Origin of the sequence: Micromonospora sp. DT231, assembly GCF_049847025.1 — a bacterium.
In the GTDB taxonomy this organism is placed as follows: Bacteria; Actinomycetota; Actinomycetes; order Mycobacteriales; family Micromonosporaceae; genus Micromonospora.
The window spans coordinates 25668-46719 of the sequence record NZ_JBNCNO010000010.1 but is presented as its reverse complement, the minus strand read 5'-3'; the positions used below and the strand labels follow the sequence as shown (position 1 = coordinate 46719).

17 protein-coding genes are annotated in these 21052 nt (G+C 73.7%); 8 read left to right on the top strand and 9 right to left on the bottom strand.

Going from position 1 to position 21052, the window contains the following annotated elements:
- Positions 1-138 precede the first annotated feature (138 nt).
- Both ACPXBU_RS23870 and ACPXBU_RS23865 read left to right on the top strand, forming a co-directional pair.
- Complete coding sequence (locus ACPXBU_RS23870; protein WP_425759749.1) at positions 139-504, top strand: PadR family transcriptional regulator; 366 nt, start codon at positions 139-141, stop codon at positions 502-504.
- A complete protein-coding gene (locus ACPXBU_RS23865) occupies positions 501-1475 on the top strand; it encodes a hypothetical protein (RefSeq protein WP_425759747.1) in 975 nt (324 codons plus the stop codon). Before ACPXBU_RS23870 ends, ACPXBU_RS23865 begins: the two co-directional genes overlap by 4 nt.
- 68 nt (positions 1476-1543) lie before the next feature.
- Here ACPXBU_RS23865 and mptB (ACPXBU_RS23860) read toward each other — a convergent pair whose 3' ends face one another.
- Entirely contained in the window at positions 1544-2962 is a 1419-nt protein-coding gene (mptB, locus tag ACPXBU_RS23860) for a polyprenol phosphomannose-dependent alpha 1,6 mannosyltransferase MptB (RefSeq protein WP_425759746.1), read from the bottom strand.
- Between the two features lie 110 nt (positions 2963-3072).
- A complete protein-coding gene (gene mptB, locus ACPXBU_RS23855) occupies positions 3073-4473 on the bottom strand; it encodes a polyprenol phosphomannose-dependent alpha 1,6 mannosyltransferase MptB (RefSeq protein WP_425759745.1) in 1401 nt (466 codons plus the stop codon).
- A gap of 44 nt (positions 4474-4517) precedes the next feature.
- Between mptB (ACPXBU_RS23855) and ACPXBU_RS23850 the strand changes: the two genes are divergently transcribed.
- Positions 4518-6170, top strand: a complete 1653-nt coding sequence (locus ACPXBU_RS23850) for a hypothetical protein (protein WP_425759744.1) — start codon at positions 4518-4520, stop codon at positions 6168-6170.
- Positions 6171-6174: 4 nt separating this feature from the next.
- Here the strand turns inward: ACPXBU_RS23850 and ACPXBU_RS23845 are convergent, their stop codons facing one another.
- Positions 6175-9294, bottom strand: coding sequence for a bifunctional [glutamine synthetase] adenylyltransferase/[glutamine synthetase]-adenylyl-L-tyrosine phosphorylase (locus ACPXBU_RS23845; protein WP_425759743.1), 3120 nt, complete (start codon positions 9292-9294; stop codon positions 6175-6177).
- Positions 9294-10061, bottom strand: a complete 768-nt coding sequence (locus tag ACPXBU_RS23840) for a type 1 glutamine amidotransferase (RefSeq protein ID WP_425759742.1) — start codon at positions 10059-10061, stop codon at positions 9294-9296. Before ACPXBU_RS23840 ends, ACPXBU_RS23845 begins: the two co-directional genes overlap by 1 nt.
- A 179-nt stretch (positions 10062-10240) precedes the next feature.
- Between ACPXBU_RS23840 and ACPXBU_RS23835 the strand changes: the two genes are divergently transcribed.
- On the top strand, positions 10241-11161 hold the full coding sequence (locus ACPXBU_RS23835) for a S66 peptidase family protein (RefSeq protein ID WP_425759859.1): 921 nt from the start codon (positions 10241-10243) through the stop codon (positions 11159-11161).
- Positions 11162-11377: 216 nt separating this feature from the next.
- On the opposite strand, the gene ACPXBU_RS23830 is transcribed toward ACPXBU_RS23835, so the two are convergent.
- Positions 11378-12274 (bottom strand): virginiamycin B lyase family protein, encoded by an 897-nt coding sequence (locus ACPXBU_RS23830; RefSeq protein ID WP_425759740.1) that lies wholly within the window; start codon positions 12272-12274, stop codon positions 11378-11380.
- Positions 12275-12456: 182 nt separating this feature from the next.
- On the opposite strand from ACPXBU_RS23830, the gene ACPXBU_RS23825 reads away from it, so the two are divergent.
- The gene (locus ACPXBU_RS23825; protein ID WP_425759739.1) at positions 12457-12963 is read left to right on the top strand and encodes a hypothetical protein; all 507 of its coding nucleotides are present in this window, start codon (positions 12457-12459) and stop codon (positions 12961-12963) included.
- A gap of 248 nt (positions 12964-13211) precedes the next feature.
- Here the strand turns inward: ACPXBU_RS23825 and ACPXBU_RS23820 are convergent, their stop codons facing one another.
- The 4 genes from ACPXBU_RS23820 to glnA form a co-directional block, all read right to left on the bottom strand.
- Positions 13212-13583, bottom strand: a complete 372-nt coding sequence (locus ACPXBU_RS23820) for a VOC family protein (RefSeq protein WP_425759738.1) — start codon at positions 13581-13583, stop codon at positions 13212-13214.
- 253 nt (positions 13584-13836) lie between these two features.
- Positions 13837-14529 carry a helix-turn-helix transcriptional regulator gene (locus ACPXBU_RS23815; protein WP_425759737.1) on the bottom strand — a complete coding sequence of 231 codons (693 nt, stop codon included), beginning with the start codon at positions 14527-14529 and terminating at the stop codon, positions 13837-13839.
- A gap of 217 nt (positions 14530-14746) precedes the next feature.
- Entirely contained in the window at positions 14747-15172 is a 426-nt protein-coding gene (locus ACPXBU_RS23810; RefSeq protein WP_393363728.1) for a DUF350 domain-containing protein, read from the bottom strand.
- A gap of 89 nt (positions 15173-15261) precedes the next feature.
- On the bottom strand, positions 15262-16611 hold the full coding sequence (gene glnA / locus ACPXBU_RS23805) for a type I glutamate--ammonia ligase (RefSeq protein ID WP_357809817.1): 1350 nt from the start codon (positions 16609-16611) through the stop codon (positions 15262-15264).
- 259 nt (positions 16612-16870) lie between these two features.
- Between glnA and ACPXBU_RS23800 the strand changes: the two genes are divergently transcribed.
- From ACPXBU_RS23800 to ACPXBU_RS23790, 3 genes are all read left to right on the top strand, one after another.
- A complete protein-coding gene (locus ACPXBU_RS23800; RefSeq protein WP_425759736.1) occupies positions 16871-18628 on the top strand; it encodes an NAD+ synthase in 1758 nt (585 codons plus the stop codon).
- 187 nt (positions 18629-18815) lie between these two features.
- On the top strand, positions 18816-19661 hold the full coding sequence (gene panB / locus ACPXBU_RS23795; protein ID WP_393363734.1) for a 3-methyl-2-oxobutanoate hydroxymethyltransferase: 846 nt from the start codon (positions 18816-18818) through the stop codon (positions 19659-19661).
- A 139-nt stretch (positions 19662-19800) separates the two neighbouring features.
- Positions 19801-21051 (top strand): DUF222 domain-containing protein, encoded by a 1251-nt coding sequence (locus ACPXBU_RS23790; RefSeq protein ID WP_425759735.1) that lies wholly within the window; start codon positions 19801-19803, stop codon positions 21049-21051.
- The last annotated feature ends 1 nt before the right edge of the window (position 21052 follow it).

Here is a 21052-nt window from a genome sequence, read left to right as displayed (position 1 = left end):
AGTTAGCCCGACTGCTCAGCAGTTCCTGAACCGCCGCCGGGGCGGGCTCCGGTTGCGGCGCCGCCGGCCCGGTTCCGTTTCTCCGCCCACCAGAGGTATCGCCTACCGTCATATCTTCGCGTCCGTTATATTGCGACCATGGACACACCGCTGCGGGAACCCACGTTCCTGATCCTCACCGCGCTCGCCGGCGAGCCGATGCACGGGTACGGGCTGATCGGCGAGGTCACCGCCCTGTCCAACGGACGGGTGTCGCTGCGCCCCGGGACGCTCTACGGCGCGCTCGACCGGCTTGTCGACGCCGGCCTGGTCGAGGTCGACCGGGAGGAGGTGGTGGACGGCCGGCTGCGCCGCTACTACCGGCTCTCCCCCGCTGGCGACGCCACCCTGACCGCCGAGACCGAGCGGCTCCGGCACAACGTCGAGGCCGCCACCGCCCGGCTGGCCCGGCGCGCTCGTGCCACCCGGCCGACCACCCCGCGCGTGGCCGGAGGGCTGGCATGACCGACCTGGAGCGCCGCTACCTGCGACTGCTGCGCGCGTACCCCGCCGAGTACCGGCGTTCCCGCGGCGCCGAGATCGTCGGCACCTACCTGGATCTGGCCGCGCCGGGTCGCCGCTGGCCCTCGCCCGCGGACGCTGCGGACCTCCTCCGCGGCGGCGCGCGTCAGCGGCTGCGGGCCGCGGGCGTCGCCAGCCTGACCCCCGGGGTACGCCTCGCGGCGCTGCTGTCCATGGTCACCGCGAGCGTCCTCGCCGGCGTCTGGGGCACGACAGAGCTGCATCCGGCGAATATCGAATGGGGTGTACCCCACGTCGGCCCGTTCGTCTCGATCGGTGTCATCGCCTGGGCGGGCTGGCTGCTGGCCGCGATCGCCACCGCCGTCGCGCCGCGCCGGATCGCCCGGCTGACCATCGCCCTCGCCCTCCTGCTCACGCTGGCGCTGCCGCCGTTGGCCGCAGTGCTCGATGCATTCCGGCCGCCGCTGTTCGTGCTGCTGCCGCAGGTCGTACTCGGCCTGCTGGCGTTGGCTCTGCCCGACCGGCCCGCGACGGCGATCCGCCTTGCACCGCTGCTCTCCGCTGTGACGGCGGCAGCGGCGACGGAATACCTGGTGGGAATGGACGATGGTCTCATTTACTACGGCTTCACCGCGTCGAGATTCCTGCCCACCGTCGGTGGCTTGCTGCTGGTCGTCGGGGCTCTGCTGGCCATGGGTCTGGCCATCGGCGGGGACACCCGCGGCGGCTGGGCGCTCGTCACGCTGCTCACCCCTGCCGGCTTCCTGGCGGTGCCCGCCCTGGGCGATGCCATCGACCCGATCCGCGGCGACGTCAGCTTCGCGGCGCTGGCCACGAGCACCATCGCCGTCGCGCTGGCCGGTCCCGCCGTCCTACTCCTGACCATCCTCGTCCGCACCCGCCGGACCCCCAGCGCCAGGCGCGCCTGTCCCACCTGCGGCGCTCGATCCTGACGCGTACCGTGAGTTGATCATGAGGTTGGCGGGGTGTTCGGAGATCTACAGGGCCGCCAACCTCATGATCAACGCGGTCGGGAGCGCCGGCGCAGGGTGTACAGGAGGACGGTCACGAGCAGGGCGGTCATCGCTATCGCGCCGGGGGCCTTGGTGAAGCGGGCCAGGTTGGTGCCGTCGGGCAGGGCGAGAAAGGCCGCCGCGGCGGCCGGCAGCACGAACCACGTGGTCCGGGTGGCGGAGAGCGCGAGCAGCGCCAGTGGCCAGGTCGCGTACCAGCTGTGGAAGACCGGGGACAGGACCACGGTGGCGACCAGTGCCGACGCCGCGCCGTGCAGCGCGATCCGGGGGCGAGCCAAGGCCGGATCACCCGAGGCCCGCAGGGCCTGCCAGGCCCGCCACCACAGCACCGCGAGCACTCCGGCGAGCAGCAGCAGCGCCACCGCCCGGACCACCGGCACCGCCTGCGGGTCCCGCCCGGCCAGCGCGCCGGCGTAGTCCACCACCAGGCCGACGGCAGTGGGCGGCGACGTCCACTGCTCGGAGTCCCCACTGCGGGTCAGCCCGCCGACCCAGCCCAGCCCGAGACCGGAGAGCGCCGACGTGACCAGCAGCGCCGCGAGCACCCCGCCCGCCAGCCAGCCGCCGTCGCGCAGCAGTGCCCGGACGGTGTGGCGGCCCCGCACCGCCGCCAGGGCGGCGAACGGCAGCACGACCACGGCGCTCGCCTTCACCGTCACCGCCAGCCCGAGCAGCACCCCGGCCACCAGCAATGACGACGACCGACCCGGCCGGCGGACCACGAGTAGAAGTCCGGACAGCAGCAGGCCCAGCATCACCGCGTCGTTGTGCGCCCCGGCCACCAGGTGCACCCCGACCAGCGGGCCGGCCAGCGCCAGCCAGGCCGCCCGCCGGGCCGGCACACCGGCCGCGCGCGCCAACCCGGGCAGGCAGAGCGCGCCCAGCAGCAACCCCGCCACGGCGCACAACCGCAGCGCGACGATGGTCCCGGTGAGCCCGCCGCCCAGGGTCACCGCGAGCGCGGCGAGCAGCACGAACACCGGCCCGTACGGTGCCGGGGTGTCCCGCCAGATCGGCGCCACCGCGTCCAGCCACGGGCAGCCCGCCGCCGCCACCGGAACGGCGTACGGGTCGACGCCCTGCGCGTACGTCCAGCCCTGGCAGGCGTACGAGTAGACGTCCCGGCTGCCCAGCGGCGGCGCGACAAGCAGCGGCAGCGCCCACAGTCCGGCGGTGCCGTACGCCCACCGGGTCGACGGCGCTCCCGCGCGCAGCGACCACCACGCCCCGACCAGCAGCACGGTGCCGACCAGCCAGCAGGTGAGCGTCGCCGGGCCGCCCGGGGCTCGCCAGATCGACTCCGGTGTCGCGCCCAGCGGGGCGTCGGGCAGTGCCCCACCGAGGTACCCGGCAACGGCGAGCAGGACCGCGCCGACCAGTCCCGCGTATCGGGCCAGGCGTGCCACCCGCAGACCAGAAGCCGGCGGTCCAGAAGGCCGCGGACCAGAAGCCGACGGACCAGACGGCGGCGGTCCAGAAGCCGGCGGACCGGGAGCGGTCACCGGCGCACCTTCCCTCAGTCGGCGACGACCGGCTGACGGGCCGCCCGAGCCGACCGTACCAACCGGATGACCAGGGCGATCACCAACAGCGTCATCAGCGGCGCCCCGACCGTCTTGGTGAACCGGGGCAGGCCGGTGCCGTCGGGCAGCACCAGGAACGACGCGACGAGCGCGACGACGATGAACCATCCGGTCCGTCGGGCGGTGGCCGCGAGCACCGCGAGGGGCCAGATCCAGTACCAGGGGTGGAAGATCGGCGCGAGGGCGACGGTGGCGGCCAGCGCCACCGCGGCGTGCCACAGCGGCTCCCGGGTGCGGGCCCGCCACCAGAGCCAGACCAGCAGCAGCGCCAGCACCGCCACGCCGATCCCTCTGGTGACCGGGAGCGCGTCGATGTGCCCGCCGAACGGCACCGCCAGGTAGCCGACGGTCTGGCCGATCGCGGTGGACGGCGACGTCCAGGCGATCACGTCACTGCCGCTGGCCAGCCCGGCGACCCAGCCGAAGTCGAGCCCCGCCGCGACTGTCACCCCGCCCACGGCGGCGACCGCGCCGCCGACCACCCACCCGCCGTGGCGGAGCAGAGCCCGGATCGAGTACGCGCCGACGATCGCGGCCAGCGCCGCGAACGGCACCACGACGAGCGCGGTCACCTTGATCGCGGCGGCCAGTCCGAGCAGCGCTCCGCCGCCGAGCAGCGGGCCGGGGCGGCCCGGCCGGGAGGCGATCACCGCCAGCCCGGCGACCAGCAGGCCGACCATCAGGGCGTCGTTGTGCGCGCCGGAGACCAGGTGCACGGCGACCAGGGGGCAGCCCAGCGCGAGCCAGATCGCCCGTTCGGCGGGTACGCCGACGCGTCGCGCCAGCACCGGCAGGCTGACCGCGGTCAACGCCACCCCGGCCACCGCGATCAGCCGGAACATCACGATCGCGCCGGTCAGCGAGCCGGTGGCCTTCACCACCGCGCCGGAGAGCACCACGAACAGCGGCCCGTAGGGCGCGGGCGTGTCCCGCCAGATGAACGAGATGCTGTCCAGCCAGGGGCACGGCAGTGCGGACACGCCCTGCTCGTACGGGTTGATCCCGGCGGCGTAGCTGGCGCCCTGGCAGGCGTACGCGTACACGTCCCGGCTGGCCAGCGGCGGTGCGACGAGCAGCGGCAGCAGCCAGAGCCCGACGGTGGTCAACGCCCAGCGGGTCGACGGCACCGAGTCGCGCAGCGCCCACCAGGCGTAGGCCAGCAACGCGGTGCCGACCAGCCAGGCGGCGAGGACCAGCGGCCCGTGCGGGCCCTGCCAGATGCTGAGCGGGTTGGCGCGCAGGGGGGAGCCGGGCAGGGCGCCGCCGAGGAACGCGGCGACGGCGAGCAATGCCGATCCTGCCAGTCCGGTCCAACGCGCGAGGTGGTGAGGCACGCCGGACATGCTGCCAGTACGGTGGTCGCGGTACGGAGGTGGGCATGCGGCGCAGTCGGGTGGTGGCGGTGACCACCGCTTCCGCGGTCGTGCTCGGCGCACTCTGGCTGGCCCTGCCGCTGATGGGGTCGGACCTCGCCGCGCAGGTGGCTCGGGCGGACTTCTTCGCGGCCCACGGCCCGACACCTGTCGACCTGCGCTGGTACGCCGGGGTGCAGCAGTTCGGCTACAGCCTGCTCTCCCAGCCCGTGATGGCCCTGCTCGGCGTACGGGTGACAGGTGCGCTCGCGCTCGTGGCGTCGGCCGCCGCGCTGGCCGCGCTGCTGGTCCGCACCGAGGTGCCCCGACCGCTGCTGGGCAGCCTGGTCGGGGTGGTCACGTTGGCCGGCAACCTGGTCTCCGGCCGGGTCACCTACGCCCTGGGCGTGGCGTTCGGGCTGGCCGCGCTGCTCGTGCTGACTCGCCGAGCCGGACGGGGGCGGATGCGGCTCGGGCTCGCCGCGCTCGGCGCGCTGCTGGCCTCGGCGACCAGCCCGGTGGCCGGTCTCTTCGTCGGCCTGGCGGCCGTCGCGCTGCTGCTGGCCCGCCGGTACGCCGACGGCCTGGCGCTCGGTGTCGCGGCGGCGGTGCCGCTGGCCGCGACGGCGCTGCTCTTCGGCGACGGCGGCTGGATGAACATCAGCCGCACCGACGCGGTGCGCGCGGTGCTGACCAGCCTGGTGGTGGCGGCGCTCGTGGCGTACCGGCCGGTGCGCTTCGGTGCGCTGCTCTCCGCGGCCGGGGTGCTCGCCGCCGCCGTGGTGCACACGCCTGTGGGGTTGAACGCCACCCGACTGGTGACGATGTTCGCGTTGCCGGTGCTGGCCGCCGCAGCCCGCCCGCCCGCCTGGCTGTCCGACCGGCTGGCCCGCCGCTCGGCCGAGCACACGACCCCGGGGAGCGCTACCCCGACCAGCGTCGTCGCGGCGCGCGCCGCGACGGCGGGGCGGTCGCGATGGGCTCGGCTGCGCGGCGCGGTGGGTCTGACCGCGCTGCTGGTGGCGATCTGCGTCTGGCAGCCGCCGGCGGTCCCCGCCGACCTGCGCGGCATCGGCGACCCGACGAGCGCGCCGGGTTACCACGCGCCGCTGCGCGCGTTCCTGGCCGGCCAGCGGCTCACCGGCCGGGTCGAGGTGCCGCCGACCCGCAACTACTGGGAGGCGGCCCGGCTCGGTGAGGTGCCGTTGGCCCGCGGTTGGCTGCGGCAGGCCGACATCGACCGCAACCCGCTGTTCTTCTCCACGGTGCCCGGCGCGGCCGGCACCGGCGTAGCGCTGACCCCGGCCAGCTACCGGGCCTGGCTGGCGGAGAACGCCGTGCAGTACGTGGCGCTGCCGGACGCCCCGCTGTCCTGGGTGGGGCGGGCCGAGGCGGAGCTTGTCGAGGGCGGCCTGCCCTATTTGACGCCGGTCTGGTCCGGGTCACACTGGCGGGTCTGGGCGGTGGTCGACCCGACGCCGCTTGTCGCCGTACCCGCCGAGGTGATCCGCGCCGACGGCGCGGCGGTGACCTTCCGGGCCCCGGCCGCCGGCCCGGTGGCGGTCCGGGTCCGGCACAGCCGGTGGCTCGTCGCGTCCGGCGACGCCACGGTCAGCGCCGACGGGGACTGGACCACTGTCACCGTGCCGGGCCCCGGCGAGTACACCCTCGGTAGCTGACGCGCTACGCCTCCAGCACGCGCTGGGCGGCGGCGCGGGAGCGGCGGCCGGTGCGCAGGTACTCGTCGAGGAACTCCCCCGGGTCGTCGCGCCCGAGCAGCCGGACCACCCCGGCCAGCTCCACGCCATGCCGGGGTAGCTGGTCGCCGGCCCGGCCCCGGACCAGCATCAACGCGTTGCGGACCTGCGCGGCCAGGGACCACCCGGCGGCCATCTCGGCGGCGTCCGCCGGGTCGATCAGGCCGGCCCGCTCGGCGGCCGCGAGGGCATCGAGGGTACGCGTGTCGCGCAGCGACGGGACCGCGCCCGCGTGCCGGAGCTGGACGAGCTGCACCGCCCACTCCACGTCGGCGAGCCCGCCCCGGCCCAGCTTGGTGTGGGTGGCCGGGTCGGCGCCGCGCGGCAGCCGCTCGGTCTCCACCCGGGCCTTGATCCGGCGGATCTCGACGACCTGCTCACGGGTCAGCCCACCGGCCGGGTACCGCACCGGGTTGATCATCGTCTCGAACTCGGCGCCCAGGTCGGCGTCGCCGCAGACGAACCGGGCCCGCAGCAGCGCCTGCGCCTCCCACACCCGCGACCAGCGGGCGTAGTACTGCGCGTACGCGGCGAGACTGCGTACCAGCGGACCCTGCCGCCCCTCCGGGCGCAGGTCGGCGTCGACGCCGAGCGGCGGGTCCGGAGCGGGTACGCCGAGCAGCCGCCGCAGTTCCTCGGCGATCGCGTGCGCCGCGGCGCTGGCGTCGCTCTCACTGGCCCCGGCGGGCGGGTCGTAGACGAAGAGCACGTCGGCGTCGGAGAGGTAGTTCGACTCGTACCCGCCGAGCCGCCCCACGCCGATCACGGCGAACCGCAGACCCTCCGGGGCCGGCTGGCTTGCCCGGGCGGCGCGCAGCGCGGCGGCCAACGTGGCATCGGTGACGTCGGCGAGCGCCGTGCCGACCTCGGTGATGTCGACAAGCCCGAGGGCGGGCCGGTTCGCGCCGTCCGGCCGACTCGGGGCGGGTGCAAGCGCGCCGGCTCGGCAGAGCACGTCCGCGCAGGCCACCCGGACCAGTTCCCGACGACGCAGCGCCCGCACCGCGCGGGTGGCCTCGACCGGGTCGGTGTGCCGGGCCGCCGCCGCGAGGAACCCCTCCCGGAGCACCTCGGGCGGACGGGGCGCCAGCTCGTTCTCCTCGGCCAGCAGCCGCAGCGCCTCCGGGTCGCGGGCGAGCAGGTCGGCGACGTACCGGGACAGGGCCAGGACCCGGGCCAACCGCCGGGCCACCGGGCCGCCGTCACGCAGCAGCCGCAGATACCAGGGGGTGCTGCCCAGCTTGTCGGACACCTTGCGGTAGTTGAGCAGCCCCCGGTCCGGTTCCGGCGCGTCGGCGAACTCGCTGAGCAGCACCGGCAGCAGTGTCCGCTGGATGGCCGCCGTGCGACTCACCCCGCCGGTGAGCGCCTCCAGGTGGCGCAGCGCCCCGGCCGGGTCGGCGAAGCCGAGGATCTCCAGCCGGTGCCGGGCCGCCTCCGGGGTGAGTCGCAACCCGTCGGCCGGCACCCGGGCCACCGACTCCAGCAGCGGCCGGTAGAGCAGTTTGGCGTGCAGTCGGCGTACCTCGGCGGCGTGGGTGACCCACTCGGCCCGGAAGCTCTCCACGGCGCTGCGCCCCGGCGTGGCCGTGAAACCCAGCGCGGCGGCGAGCCAGCGCAACGCGCCCGGCTCGCTCGGGACGGTGTGCGTACGCCGCAGGGCCTGGAGTTGGAGCCGGTGCTCGACGCTGCGCAGGAAGCGGTAGCCGCGCAGCAGCGCCTCGCCGTCGGCCCGACCGACGTAGCCGCCAGCGACGAGCGCGCGCAACGCCGGGATGGTCCCGGGTTCGCGCAGCGTCTCGTCGACGCGGCCGTGCACCAGTTGCAGCAACTGGACGGCGAACTCGATGTCGCGCAGCCCGCCGGGACCACGCTTGATCTCGCGTTCCAGCTCCTTCGGCGGGATGTGGTCGATGATCCGGCGCCGCATGGCGCGGACGTCCTCGACCGCCTCGGGCCGTTCGGCCGCCCGCCACACGAGCGGCGCGAGCTGGTCGATCCACTCCTGGGCCACCGGCACGTCACCGGCGGCCGGGCGGGCCTTGAGCAGCGCCTGGAACTCCCAGGTGCGCGCCCACCGGCGGTAGTAGGCCAGGTGGCTGGCCAGGGTTCGCACCAGCGGACCCCGGTTGCCCTCCGGGCGCAGCGCGGCGTCCACCGGCCAGGCCACGAGCCCGCAGATGTGGATCAGCCGGGTCGCCACCAGGGTCGCCGCCGGCAGGTCGGCGTCCTCGGCCGCCACGAAGATGACGTCCACATCGGAGACGTAGTTCAGTTCCCCGCCGCCACACTTGCCCATCGCCACGACCGCGAGCCGGGGCCGCTCGGTGCCCTCGGCCAGCTCGGTCACGGCGATCTCGTACGCCGCGGCAAGCGTCGCGTCGGCAAGCGCCGACAGCGCGCCCATCGTCTGCTCCAGGCCGCGCCCGCCGGTCAGGTCGGCCGCCGCGATCCGCAGCAGTGCCAGCCGGTACGCGGTCCGCAGCGCCGCCACCGTGTTGCCGCCGCCGGTCGGCTCCAGCCGGCCCTCCGCGATCGGCGCGAGCCCGTCCGGGGCGGTCCGCAGCGCCAGGCAGTGGTCGGGGTTGGCCACCAGGTGATCGCCGAGCGCCGCCGACGCGCCGAGCACCGCGACCAGCCGCCGCCGTAACCCCGGGTCGGTGTGCAGCTCCGCGAGCAGCGACGACTCGGCGCTGGCACGACCCTCGGCGCTACCGCCGCTCGCACGGCCCTCGGCGCTACCGCCGTTGGTGCGGCCCTCGGCGCTACCGCCGTTGGTGCGGCCCTCGGCGCTGCCGCCGTTGGAGCGGCGTTCGGCCTCCACGATGCGGTGTAGTTGCCGCAGCGCCAGGTCCGGGTCGGCGGCCCGGGACAGCGCGGCGAGCAGTTCCGCGGCGGCCTCGTCGGCCGGCTCCTGCTCCTCCGGTTGCCACAGCCGCAGCCCGTCCGGGCCGAGCAGGTCCGCGGCGCGCGCGCCGCCGTCGCCCTCGGCGGTGCCGAAGCCGTACCGGGCGAGCCGGCCCGGTGCCCTGGTCGGCCGGCTCATCAGTGCCCGAGCAGCGGCAGGCCGCGCCGCACCGTGCTGTCGTCCAACTCGCCGAGGGCCAGCGCGGCGAACCGGGCGGCGAACGGCTGCCAGACCTCCTCGACGTCGGCCAACACCGAGGAGCAGGCCGCCACCACCAGCTCCGGGTCGTAGCCCAGCTCGGCGAGCAGGGCCGAATCGGTGGCCCAGTCGGCGATCATCGCCGCGTCGCACTCGATGTGGAACTGCAACCCCCAGGCCCGGTCGCCGAGCCGGAACGCCTGGTGTGGGTAGCGGGTGGACGCGGCCAGCAGGGTGGCGCCCCGGGGCAGCTCGGTGATCTCGTCGGAGTGCCACTGGAGCACGTCCGGGATCAACGGCACGTACCGGAACAACGGGTCGTTCTCGGCGGCGTCACGCCGGCCGACCACGCCGGGGCCGATCTCCGGCCCGGACGGGCTCCGCTCGACCAGCCCGGCGTGCGCGGTGGCCAGCAACTGCGCGCCCAGGCAGACCGCCAGGGTGGGCACCCGGTACCGCACCGCCTTGCGCAGCAGGCCCTCCACGGCGGGGAACCACTGTGCCCCGGGGGAGCCGTCCGACAGCGGGTAGGCCTGTTGGTCGCCGCCGAGCACCACAAGCGCCGCGTACCCCTCCAGGTCGGCGGGGAGTTCGTCGCCGGCGTGCGGGCGAACCACCGACAGTTCCAGCCCAGCCTCGGTCAGCCACTCACCCAACCGGCGCGCGTCGTCCGTCGGGTCGTTCTCGATCACCAGCGCGGTTGCCACCCGTCGAGGCTAGCCGGTGCACAGCGGGACGCCACGCCCCGCCACCGGGCGGTGCGGCTGTCGGCCGTGGGGGCGGTCCGTTTGCGGGGATGCTCGGCGGTGGCTCGGGACGTGCGCGCCGGGCGTCGGCCTCGGATCAGGTGGGGTCGCTAGGCTCTGCGGTTGTGATCAACGAGGACATGGCCGCCGTCCGCCCGCCCGTGCTGCGACCGGGTGACACGGTGCTGCTGGTGTCACCGTCCGGGCCGACCTCGCCGGAGCGGGTCGCCCGGGGCATGGAACTGCTCATCGGCTGGGGACTGCGGCCGGTGCCGGCACCGAACGCGTACGCCCGCCACGGCTACCTCGCCGGCACCGACGACCTGCGCGCCGCCGACCTGAACGCGGCGTTCGCCGACCCGCGGATACGCGGGGTGATCTGCACCAGGGGCGGGTACGGCGTCCAGCGGATCGTGGACTCCATCGACATGGCCGCCGTCCGCCGCGACCCTAAGGTGGTGGCCGGATTCTCGGACATCACCGCGTTGCAGTTCGCACTGTGGCGGGGCGCCCGGCTGGCCGGGGTGCACGGCCCCGGGGCCGCCTGGCGGGACGAGCGGACCCCGCTGCGTTCCGCCGAGTCCCTGCACGCGGCGCTGATGACGACCGAGCCGGTGTCGATCACCGCAGTGCCCACCGAGGACACCTTCGGCGTACGCGTCCCGGGCCACGCCACCGGCACCCTGCTCGGCGGCAACCTGTGCATGATCGCCGCGTCGATCGGCACCCCGGACCTGCCCGACCTGACCGGTGCGGTGCTGTTGATCGAGGACGTGCAGGAACCCCCGTACAAGATCGACCGGATGCTGACCCACCTGCGCCGGGCGGGCGCCCTGGACGGGTTGGCCGGCGTGGCGGTCGGGCAGTTCACCGACTGCGGCGACGGTTGGGACACCACGGTCGTCGACGTCCTCACCGAACGCCTGGGCGACCTGGGCGTGCCGGTGCTCGGCGGCCTGCCGATCGGCCACGGCCACGGCCAACTGACGGTCCCGTTCGGCACCACAGCAACACTGAACACCAAGACCAACACCCTCAAGGTGGCCCCCGCAGTCCAGTAACGCCCCGCCCTCCCCCCGACCCCCTCCCCGCCCCCCGCCGCCTCGCCCGGCCCGCCGCCTCCCCCGGTCCCATGGCCTCCCCCGGTCCCATGGCCTCCCCCGGTCCCCGCCGCCTCCCCCGGTGATCATGAGGTTGTAGTCGCTCGCCACGGCGTGTCGTGGCAATAACGTCATGATCAACGCCGGGTTCAGGTGGGGGTGGGGTTCAGGTGGGGTTCAGGTGGGGGTTTGGGTTTGGGTTAGGTGGGCTACTGCGCCGGTTTCCAGGGCGGCCCAGATGCCGTCTGCGGTGAGTGTGATGCCGTGTGGTTCGGCCCCGGGGGTGGGTAGGGCGAAGCCGTCGATCCGTCCGGTGGGATCGACGTAACCGATCCGGTTGGCGCCCCACTCGGTGAACCAGGCGCCGCCGGCCGGATCGGCCACTATCGCGTGCGGACGGGCCGCCCGGTCCGGCAGCGGCAGCTCGGTGATCCGGCCATCGGGGGTGATCCGACCGAGCTGACCGGCGGCGATCTCCACGAACCAGACGGCGCCGTCGCCACCGAGCGTGATGCCGACCGGGCCGGCGTCCGGGGTGGGCAACGGATGCAGTGTCACCCCGCCGTCGAGGTCGATCCGCCCGATCGCGTTCGCCTGGTGGAGAGTGAACCAGAGAGCGTCGTCCGCGCCGGCAGTGATCATCGAGGCGAACCCGCCGGTCACCGGCAGCGGAAACGCGGTGACCGTACCGTCGGTGTCCAGCCGGCCGATCGTGTCGGAGGTCATCCCGGCGTACCAGAGTGCGCCATCGGGCCCGGCGGCGATGCCTCCTGGCCCGGTGCCGCTCGGCAGGGTGATCGTGCGCTGCGCGCCGTCGACGCTGAGCCGACCGATCCGGTCGTCCCCCGAGCGGGTGAACCAGAGGCCGTCGTCCGGCCCGGCTGTGATGATCAACGGACGGCCGCCCGGCGGATCCAGCGGGTAGGTCCGGACCGCGCCGTCGGCCCCCAGGCGGGCGATCCCGCCGCCGTGGACCAGCGTCAGCCACAACGCGCCGTCGGGGCCGGCAGTGATGCCGTACGGGCCGGCGCCGGGCTCGACGAGCGGTATCTCCCGAATCTCGACGTTCAACACCAGTTGCGTCCTTCCGTCGGTGAACCGCCAACCCTGGCGGCTCCGCCAGCGACGACGCAACCGATTTGACCGCCCATCCACCCGGATTGTCAGGCCGCTGACAGGTTCGCCACGGGTTGCGCCCAGGCTGGCTGGTCACTGTCGGTGATGACAACAGCGTCACCGACCTTCTGGAGGACAGCATGTCCCGCACCATCAGTCGGAAGCATCTGCTGGCCGGCCTGGCGACCGCCGGCGTCCTCGGCGTGGGGATCGCGGCCCCGACCATCGCCTTCGCCGCGGACACCCCGACGCCGACACCGAGCGCCAGCACCGCCCCGGCTCCCGGCGCGAAGGCCGACAGGCAGAACGAGTTCGCCGAGGCGCTCGCGAAGGAGTTGGGCGTTCCCACCGACAAGGTGACCGCGGCGCTGGAGAAGGTCCGCGATCAGCACCGGCCGGCCGACCGGCCGCAGCGCAAGTCGGCCGAGGATCGGCAGGCCGCGCTCAAGCAACGGCTGGACCAGGCGGTCAAGGACGGCAAGCTCACCCAGGAGCAGGCCGACTCCATTACCAAGGCCGTCGAGACCGGTGTCTTCCCCGGCCTCGCCGGTCACCGCGGTCCAGGCGGTCACGGCGGTCCGGCCGGTCCGGGCGGTCACGGCGGTCCGGGCGGCGCCGGCGCCCCCGCGGCTACGCCGGGCGCGTAGTCCTTTGGGGCAGGCCCAGGCCACATCGGGCCTGCCCCAGGCATGATCCACTCGCTTTCCATGATGCTGCGGTATCCACGACCGCCCGACACCCCCGAATCACGAAAACCGAGTCGATCACGGTGTCAGGCCGGCACGGGCACCAGGCCGGCACGGGCACCAGGGCCGGCACGGGCACCAGGGCCGGCACGGGCACCAGGGCCGGCACGGGCACCAGGGCCGGCACACGCCCCCCGCCGGCGGGGGCGTCAGGCCGGCGGGGGCGTGAACACGCCCAGGTGGTTGCCGGCCGGGTCGAGCAGGTGGGCCAACGTGAGCCCGCTCGGGGCCGTCCGTACCGGCACCAGCACCCGGCCGCCGGCCGCCTCGGCCCGTCGGCAGGTCTCCGCCACGTCGGCGACCTCGGCGTAGAACACCGCGTAGTTCGGCGACGTGCCGTCGGTCGCCCGGATCGCTCCGCCGATGCCGGTGTCCCCGCCGGCCCCGGTCACGCGGTACGACCCGCCGTCGGCCGAGCCCTGCTCCTCGAACGTCCAACCGAACAACTCTCCGTAGAAACGTTCCGCCTCCTCCGGCTGGTCGGTGCCGATCTCAAACCAGGTGATGGGCGTCGTTGACATCTGCTGCCTCCAGGTTTCGCGTGCCGGTCGTTCGGCCGCCGTCGGGAGCAGTCTCGGGGTCTTCCGCGACACCGTCCTGTCGGTGTTTCCGGATCACCCGACGGGGTTCCTCGCGACCGGGACGCCCCGCCGGGACGCCCGCCATCGGGACGCTCGGGCCCGGGGCACTCAGGGCCGGGGCACTCAGGGCCGGGGCACTCAGGGCCGGGGCACTCAGGGCCGGGACGCTCGGGGCCGGCACGCTCGGGGTGCGTCAGACCAGGCTCAGCGCGCGGACCCGTTCGTGCGGGATGTCCAGATCCGTCGTGCGGAACTCCCGGACCACCACGTCGGGCAGCGCCTGGACGCTGCGGATCCGGTCGGTACGGAAGCACCGCAGTTCGCCGCGGAGCCGGCACCAGGCGAGCAGGTACCAGTGTCGGGGGTTGCCGAGGTAGCCCAGCGGTTCGACGTCGCGCGTCGAGTCCGCGCCGGCCCGGTCGGCGTACCGGATGCGCAGCACCCGCCGCGCGGCGACCGCGTCGGCGACGATGGCCGGGACGGGCGTGGCCGGTCCGTCGCCGACGAGATGCACCCGGCCGGCGAGGCGGTGCGCTTCGGCGGCGTCGGCGGCCGGCAGCACCGCCACCAGTTTGCGCAGCGCGGTGGCGCCCGGCCCGGCGAACGGCGTGCCGTCGAGCCGGTGCAGCGCGACGGCCATCGCCACCGCCTCGGCCGCGGTCAGGTTGACCGGCGGCAGAGTACGGCTGCGGTCCAGGACGTAGCCGCCGGTGCGTCCGGGCTCGGCCCAGATCGGCACGCCAGCCTCCTGGAGCGCGCCGATGTCCCGCTCGACGGTTCGGCTGCTGACCTCGAAGCGGACGGCCAGCCAACGCGCGCTGCGTGGCCGTGGCGACACCGCCCGCAGCTCCTCGACCAACGCGTAGAGCCGATCCGTACGGTTCATGCCCCGCACGCTACGGCCGAGGTACGACGCCCCGCAGCGACCGCCCGCACGACGCCGACCCCGAGGCCGAGCCCGCACAACGACGCCGACGCTGAACCAGCACGCCGACACCGAGCCCGCACGCCGACACCGAGCCCGCACGCCGACACCGAGCGCCGCACGCCGACACCGAGCCCGCACAACGACACCGAGCCAGCACGGGCGCGGGCAGCCGCCGTCAGGCGATGCAGGCGCAGACGATGAGCGCGGCGCCGAAGTGGGTGGCGGCGCTGACCCGGGCCGCCGGGTGCGGCTCCGGCGAGCAGATGACCTCGCCGAGCTTGCCCGGGGTGAGCAGGTCCAGCACCACGAAGGCCAGCGCCATGATGGCCAGGCCGACAATCCCGAACAGCACAGTGGAGGCGAGCCCCCTGCCGAAGTCGCTGTAGCTGGTCAGGATCGCGGTGAAGACGATCCCGGCGATGCCGAGCTGGTTGGCGGCCAGCAACAGCCCCGCGTTGGCGTTGCGGTCGACCCAGATCAGGTCCCGCAACCGCCCGGGGGTGAGCAGGTCGACCAGGCCGAAACCGGCCGCCATCAGCCCGACGCCCACGATCCCGAACACGACGCTCTGCCAGGCACCGCTGAGCAGATCCTCCAGCACCGACTGCCTCCCGACTCTCCGCCCGGAGGGGTACCGGCGCGGTGATCGAGACGATAGCGGCAGCGCGCAACCGCGTCAGCCCCCCGCGCTCACAACGCCAGGTAGCGCTGCCGCTCGTACGGGGTGACCTCGCGGCGGTACTGCTCCCACTCGGCCCGCTTGTTGCGCAGGAAGAAGTCGAAGACGTGCTCGCCGAGCACCTCGGCGACCAGCTCCGACTCGGCCATCACGTCGATCGCCTCGGCGAGGTTCTCCGGCAGCGCCTCGTATCCCATGGCACGCCGCTCGGCGCTGGTCAGCGACCAGACGTCGTCCTCGGCGCCCGGAGGCAGCTCGTACCCTTCCTCGATGCCCTTGAGACCGGCGCCGAGCAGCACCGCGAAGGCCAGGTACGGGTTGGCGGCCGAGTCCAACGAGCGGACCTCGACCCGGGCCGAGTTGGGCTTGCCGTACGCGGGAACCCGGACCAGCGCGGAGCGGTTGAGGTGACCCCAGCAGACGTACGCCGGGCTCTCGGTGATCCGGTCCGGCAGGGCCTGCGGGAAGAGCCGCTTGTACGAGTTGACCCACTGGTTGGTGACCGCCGTGTATTCCCGGGCGTGCACCAGGAGGCCGGCGATGAACGACTTCGCGACCTTGGAGAGCTTCATCGGGTCGCCGCTGTCGTGGAACGCGTTGCGCTCCCCCTCGAACAGCGACAGGTGCGTGTGCATCCCGCTGCCCGGCTGGTCGGTGAACGGCTTCGGCATGAAGCTGGCCTGCACACCCGTGGAGAGCGCCACCTCCTTGACCACGTGCCGGAAGGTCATGATGTTGTCGGCGGTGGTGAGCGCGTCGGCGTAGCGCAGGTCGATCTCCTGCTGGCCGGGCGCGACCTCGTGGTGGCTGAACTCCACCGAGATGCCGATCCGTTCCAGGGCCAGCACGCCCTGGCGGCGGAAGTCGCGCGCCACGGCGTGGGTGGTGTGCTCGAAGTAGCCGCCGGTGTCCACCGGGGTGGGCACCGAGCCGTCCTGGGGGCCGTTCTCCAGCAGGAAGAACTCGATCTCGGGGTGGGTGTAGAAGGTAAATCCCTTCTCGGCGGCCTTGGACAGCGCGCGGCGCAGCACGTGCCGGGGGTCGGCCCACGAGGGCCCACCGTCGGGCAGCAGGATGTCGCAGAACATCCGGGCGCTCTCGCCGCTGACCCCGCCCTCGAACGGGAACACCTGGAAGGTCGTCGGGTCGGGCATGGCCACCATGTCCGATTCGAAGACCCGGGCGAAACCCTCGATCGCCGAGCCGTCGAAGCCGATGCCCTCCTCGAAGGCCGCCTCCAACTCGGCCGGCGCCACCGAAACGCTCTTGAGCGTGCCCAGCACGTCCGTGAACCACAGCCGGACGAACCGGATGTCCCGCTCTTCCAGCGTACGGAGGACGAACTCCTGCTGACGGTCCACTTCCCCAACCCCTCGCGACGCTCTTTTGTCCGCCTTGGTCGGGCTGCACCCGACCTGATCGCCCAGTCTTACCGGGCCTGGTTACGCAGACGTTACGCGAACTACCGCTCGCCGTCCCCTCGCCTCCCGCTCGGCGGGCGCGCGCTCCGCCGTCGACGGGCCGACCCGCCGCGGCTGCACGCCCCTGATGCCGGCAGCGTGTCGGCCATCTCGTCGGACGGTGGCGATTGTCCGGTCGAGCCTGGGGCAAGATGAGGACATGCCCACCCTGCGTCTCGCCCTGTCCCAGGTCAACCCGAGCGTCGGCGACATCGCCGGAAACGCCGACCTGGTCCGCAGCTGGACACGCCAGGCCGCCGACGCCGGTGCCCAGTTGGTGCTCTTCCCGGAGATGATGGTGACCGGATATCCGGTCGAGGACCTGGTCTTCCGGCGCTCCTTCGTCGCCGCGTCCCAGGCCGCCGTCGAGCGGCTCGCCGCGGACCTCGCCGCCGACGGTCTCGGCGAGCTGCCGGTCGTGGTCGGCTACCTGGATGCCGACGGGCCGCCGCAGGTCAGCGGGGACGCCGAGCCGGGCCGGGGGGCCCGCAACGCCGCCGCGCTGCTGCACCGGGGCGTCGTCGCGGCCCGCTACTTCAAGCACCACCTGCCCAACTACGGGGTCTTCGACGAGGACCGCTACTTCGTCTCCGGCGACACGTTGACAGTGGTGCGGATCGGCGGCGTGGACGTCGCGTTGACCATCTGTGAGGACCTGTGGCAGTCCGGTGGGCCGTTCGCCGCCGCCCGGCAGGCCGGGGTCGGCCTGGTGGTCAACATCAACGGCTCGCCGTACGAGCTGAACAAGGACGACATCCGGCTGCCGCTGGTCCGCCGCCGGGCCGCCGAGGCGGGCGCCACCATCGCGTACGTCAACATGACCGGCGGCCAGGACGAGCTGGTCTTCGAGGGCGACTCGATGATCGTGAGCGCCGACGGTGAGCTGCTCACCCGGGCCCCGCAGTTCGTCGAGCACCTGCTCGTGCACGACGTCGACCTGCCGGCCGCCACCACCTCGCCGACCACGGAGACCATCGCCGACGGGATGCGGGTCGCGCACTGCACGCTGGACGGTGTTCCGCCCACGCCGTCCGGTCCGGCCGCCACCGGTGGGTTGATCGAGCCGGTGGCCGACGAGGCCGAGGTGTGGCAGGCGCTCGTGTTGGGCCTGCGTGACTACGTGAACAAGAACCGGTTCCCGTCGGTGGTGCTCGGGCTCTCCGGCGGCATCGACTCGGCGGTGGTGGCCGCGCTCGCCGTCGACGCCCTGGGGCCGGACCGGGTGGTCGGTGTGTCGCTGCCCAGCCAGCACTCCTCCGAGCACTCCCGGTCCGACGCCGCCGACCTGGCCAAGCGCACCGGCCTGGACTACCGCGTCGAGCCGATCCAGCCGATGGTGGACGGCTTCCTGGCCAACCTGTCGCTGTCCGGGGTGGCCGTGGAGAACCTCCAGGCCCGGGTCCGGGGCGTGATCCTGATGGCCCTGTCGAACCAGGAGGGCCACCTGGTGCTGACCACCGGCAACAAGAGTGAGCTGGCGGTCGGCTACTCCACCCTGTACGGCGACTCGGTGGGCGGCTTCAACCCGGTCAAGGACGTCTGGAAGACGCTGATCTGGCGGCTCGCGAAGTGGCGCAACAGGGACGCGGACCGGCGCGGTGAGACCGCCCCGATTCCGGAGAACTCGATCGGCAAGCCACCGAGCGCCGAGCTGAGCCCGGGCCAGCTCGACAGCGACAGCCTGCCCGACTACGACGTGCTGGACCCGATCCTGATCGGGTACGTCGACGGTGACCTCGGCCGCGACGGGCTTGTCGAGTCGGGCCACGACCCGGCGGTGGTCGACAAGGTGCTGCGGCTGGTGGATACCGCCGAGTACAAGCGACGGCAGTCGGCGCCGGGCACGAAGATCTCCATGAAGGCGTTCGGCCGGGACCGTCGTCTGCCGATCACCAACCGGTGGCGCGAGCACGGCTGAGGCGTACTCCCGGGGGTGCCGGGTCGGTGCGGCCGGCCCGGCGCCGCCTCGCGGGGGCCGCGTGGCGCGGACCTCGCGCGGTGCAGTGATATCTCGCACTGAGCTCTGCCGTCACCCCGTCTCGCGGTGCGACGATCGCGACGGAACCCGGGGACCGCGCAGGCGGCCTCGAGGAAGGGAGACGAAGATGGTGGAGTCCACTCCGAACGAGGTGACCGCGCTGTACGGCGGACCGGTCACCCGTCGGGTCCGCACCCGTGACCTGATCGCCGCCAAGGAGCGCGGCGAACGGTGGCCGATGCTGACGTCGTACGACCAGTACACCGCGGGGATCTTCGACCAGGCCGGCGTGCCGGTGCTGTTGGTCGGCGACTCGGCCGCGAACAACGTGTTCGGTTACGAGACGACCCTGCCGGTCACCGCCGACGACCTGCTTCCGCTGGTACGGGCCGTGGTGCGCTCGACCCGGCAGGCACTCGTGGTCGGTGACCTGCCGTTCGGCTCCTACGAGGAGGGGCCGACCCAGGCGCTGCGTACCGCCGTCCGGTTCATGAAGGAGGGTGGCTGCCACGCGGTGAAGTTGGAGGGTGGCCGTCGCTGCGCCGCGCAGATCGCGGCGATCGTCGGTGCCGGCATCCCGGTGATGGCGCACATCGGCTTCACTCCGCAGAGCGAACACACGCTGGGCGGCTACCGCGTGCAGGGTCGGGGCGACACGGCGGACGAGGTGCTCGCCGACGCGCGGGCGGTGGCCGAGGCGGGCGCGTTCGCGGTGGTGCTGGAAATGGTGCCGGGTGAGGTGGCCAAGCGGATCACCCATGAACTGCCCATCCCGACGGTCGGCATCGGCGCGGGCCCGGACACCGACGCGCAGGTGCTGGTCTGGCAGGACATGGCCGGGCTGCGCACCGGCAAGGCGCCACGCTTCGTGAAGCGGTACGCGGACCTGGCCGGCGCCCTCACCGACGCCACCCGCCGTTTCGCCGACGAGGTCCGTGGCGGCGAGTTCCCGACCGCCGAGCACACCTTCTAGCCCGGATCACGGGCCAGCCTGGTCCACGGACCGGGCTGGTCCGGGGCGGACTGGTCGGCGTCCGCGCCGCCGGCGCCGACGACCGATCAATCGATCATGGTGAACACTTTCTGTCGTACGTCTGTTCTATTCTTCGGTCATGGTCGAGGAGTTGGCGCTGGCAGAGGATGTGGTCGCCGCCTGCACCACCGCCGCCGCCTGGGCTCTCACCGAGCCTGACCTGATCACCGCGCTCGACGCCGCACACCGCATTGAGCAACGCCTCGCGGCGATCAAGCTGACCCTGGTGCGCGAGCTGGACGGCCGAGGCACCGCGACCGTGCAGGGCGCATCATCGACGGCGGTCTGGCTACGCGACCGGTTACATCTCGGCGTCGGTGCCGCCCGCCGCCTGGTCGAGCTTGCCGCAGCGCTCGACATCGCCCCGCCCCGGGTGCGCGACGCGCTGGCCGGTGGGGCGGTCGACGTGGAGCAGGTCCGCGTCATCGCCGACACCGTCGCCACCGTGCACACCACTGCCGGGCCTGAAGCCGCCGACAAGGCCGTCGGTGTCCTCGTCGACTGGGCAGCCCAGTTCGACGCCACCCTGCTGCGCAGACTCGGCACCCGCATCCTCGACCACGTCGCCCCCGAGATCGCCGATGCCGCCGCCGAAGCGGCACTGCGGGTGGCCGAGTCGCGGGCCGCCCGCGACCGGCACGTCACCGTCAGCGAGCACTCCGACGGACGGCTACGCCTCAGCGGCATCCTCGACGCCGAAGCCGCCGCCGTGCTGCGCGCCGCCATCGGTCCGCTGACAGCCCCGTCCGGCCCGGACGACAACCGCACTCCAGGCCAACGCCGGCACGACGCCCTCGCCGACGTCTGCCGACTCGCCCTGCGCACCGGCGACCTGCCCGAAAACGGCGGCGACCCCACCCAGGTCGTCGTCACCACCACCTACGACGGATTGACTCGACAGCTGGGCACCGGTGCTCTCGACACCGGCCTACACCTCAGCGCCCAGACCGTGCGCCGGCTCGCCTGCGACGCCGCCATCCTCCCCGCCGTCCTCAACGGGGCTGGGCAACCCCTCGACGTCGGCCGACAACGCCGACTCGTCACCGGCCCGCTACGACGCGCCCTGGTGCTCCGCGACCGCGGTTGCGCGTTCCCCGGCTGCGACCGCCCCGCGCACTGGTGCGACGCCCACCACATCCAACACTGGACCAACGGCGGTCCCACCAGCCTGGCCAACGCCGTGCTGCTCTGCGGCTACCACCACCGCCACCTCCACCACAGCGACTGGACCGTCGAGCTGGGCAACGACGGCCACCCGCAATTCACCCCACCGGCCTGGCTCGACCCCGAGCGACTCCCCCGCCGCAACCACTACCACCGACGAACGTGAG

Excerpts from the sequence above, each read along its gene's own strand:
- ACPXBU_RS23870 (WP_425759749.1), top strand. The coding sequence starts at position 139 with ATGGACACACCGCTGCGGGAACCCACGTTCCTGATCCTCACCGCGCTC.
- ACPXBU_RS23865 (WP_425759747.1), top strand. The coding sequence starts at position 501 with ATGACCGACCTGGAGCGCCGCTACCTGCGACTGCTGCGCGCGTACCCC.
- ACPXBU_RS23850 (WP_425759744.1), top strand. The coding sequence starts at position 4,518 with ATGCGGCGCAGTCGGGTGGTGGCGGTGACCACCGCTTCCGCGGTCGTG.
- ACPXBU_RS23845 (WP_425759743.1), bottom strand. The coding sequence starts at position 9,294 with ATGAGCCGGCCGACCAGGGCACCGGGCCGGCTCGCCCGGTACGGCTTC.
- ACPXBU_RS23835 (WP_425759859.1), top strand. The coding sequence starts at position 10,241 with ATGGCCGCCGTCCGCCCGCCCGTGCTGCGACCGGGTGACACGGTGCTG.
- ACPXBU_RS23825 (WP_425759739.1), top strand. The coding sequence starts at position 12,457 with ATGTCCCGCACCATCAGTCGGAAGCATCTGCTGGCCGGCCTGGCGACC.
- ACPXBU_RS23820 (WP_425759738.1), bottom strand. The coding sequence starts at position 13,583 with ATGTCAACGACGCCCATCACCTGGTTTGAGATCGGCACCGACCAGCCG.
- ACPXBU_RS23815 (WP_425759737.1), bottom strand. The coding sequence starts at position 14,529 with ATGAACCGTACGGATCGGCTCTACGCGTTGGTCGAGGAGCTGCGGGCG.
- ACPXBU_RS23800 (WP_425759736.1), top strand. The coding sequence starts at position 16,871 with ATGCCCACCCTGCGTCTCGCCCTGTCCCAGGTCAACCCGAGCGTCGGC.
- panB (WP_393363734.1), top strand. The coding sequence starts at position 18,816 with ATGGTGGAGTCCACTCCGAACGAGGTGACCGCGCTGTACGGCGGACCG.
- ACPXBU_RS23790 (WP_425759735.1), top strand. The coding sequence starts at position 19,801 with ATGGTCGAGGAGTTGGCGCTGGCAGAGGATGTGGTCGCCGCCTGCACC.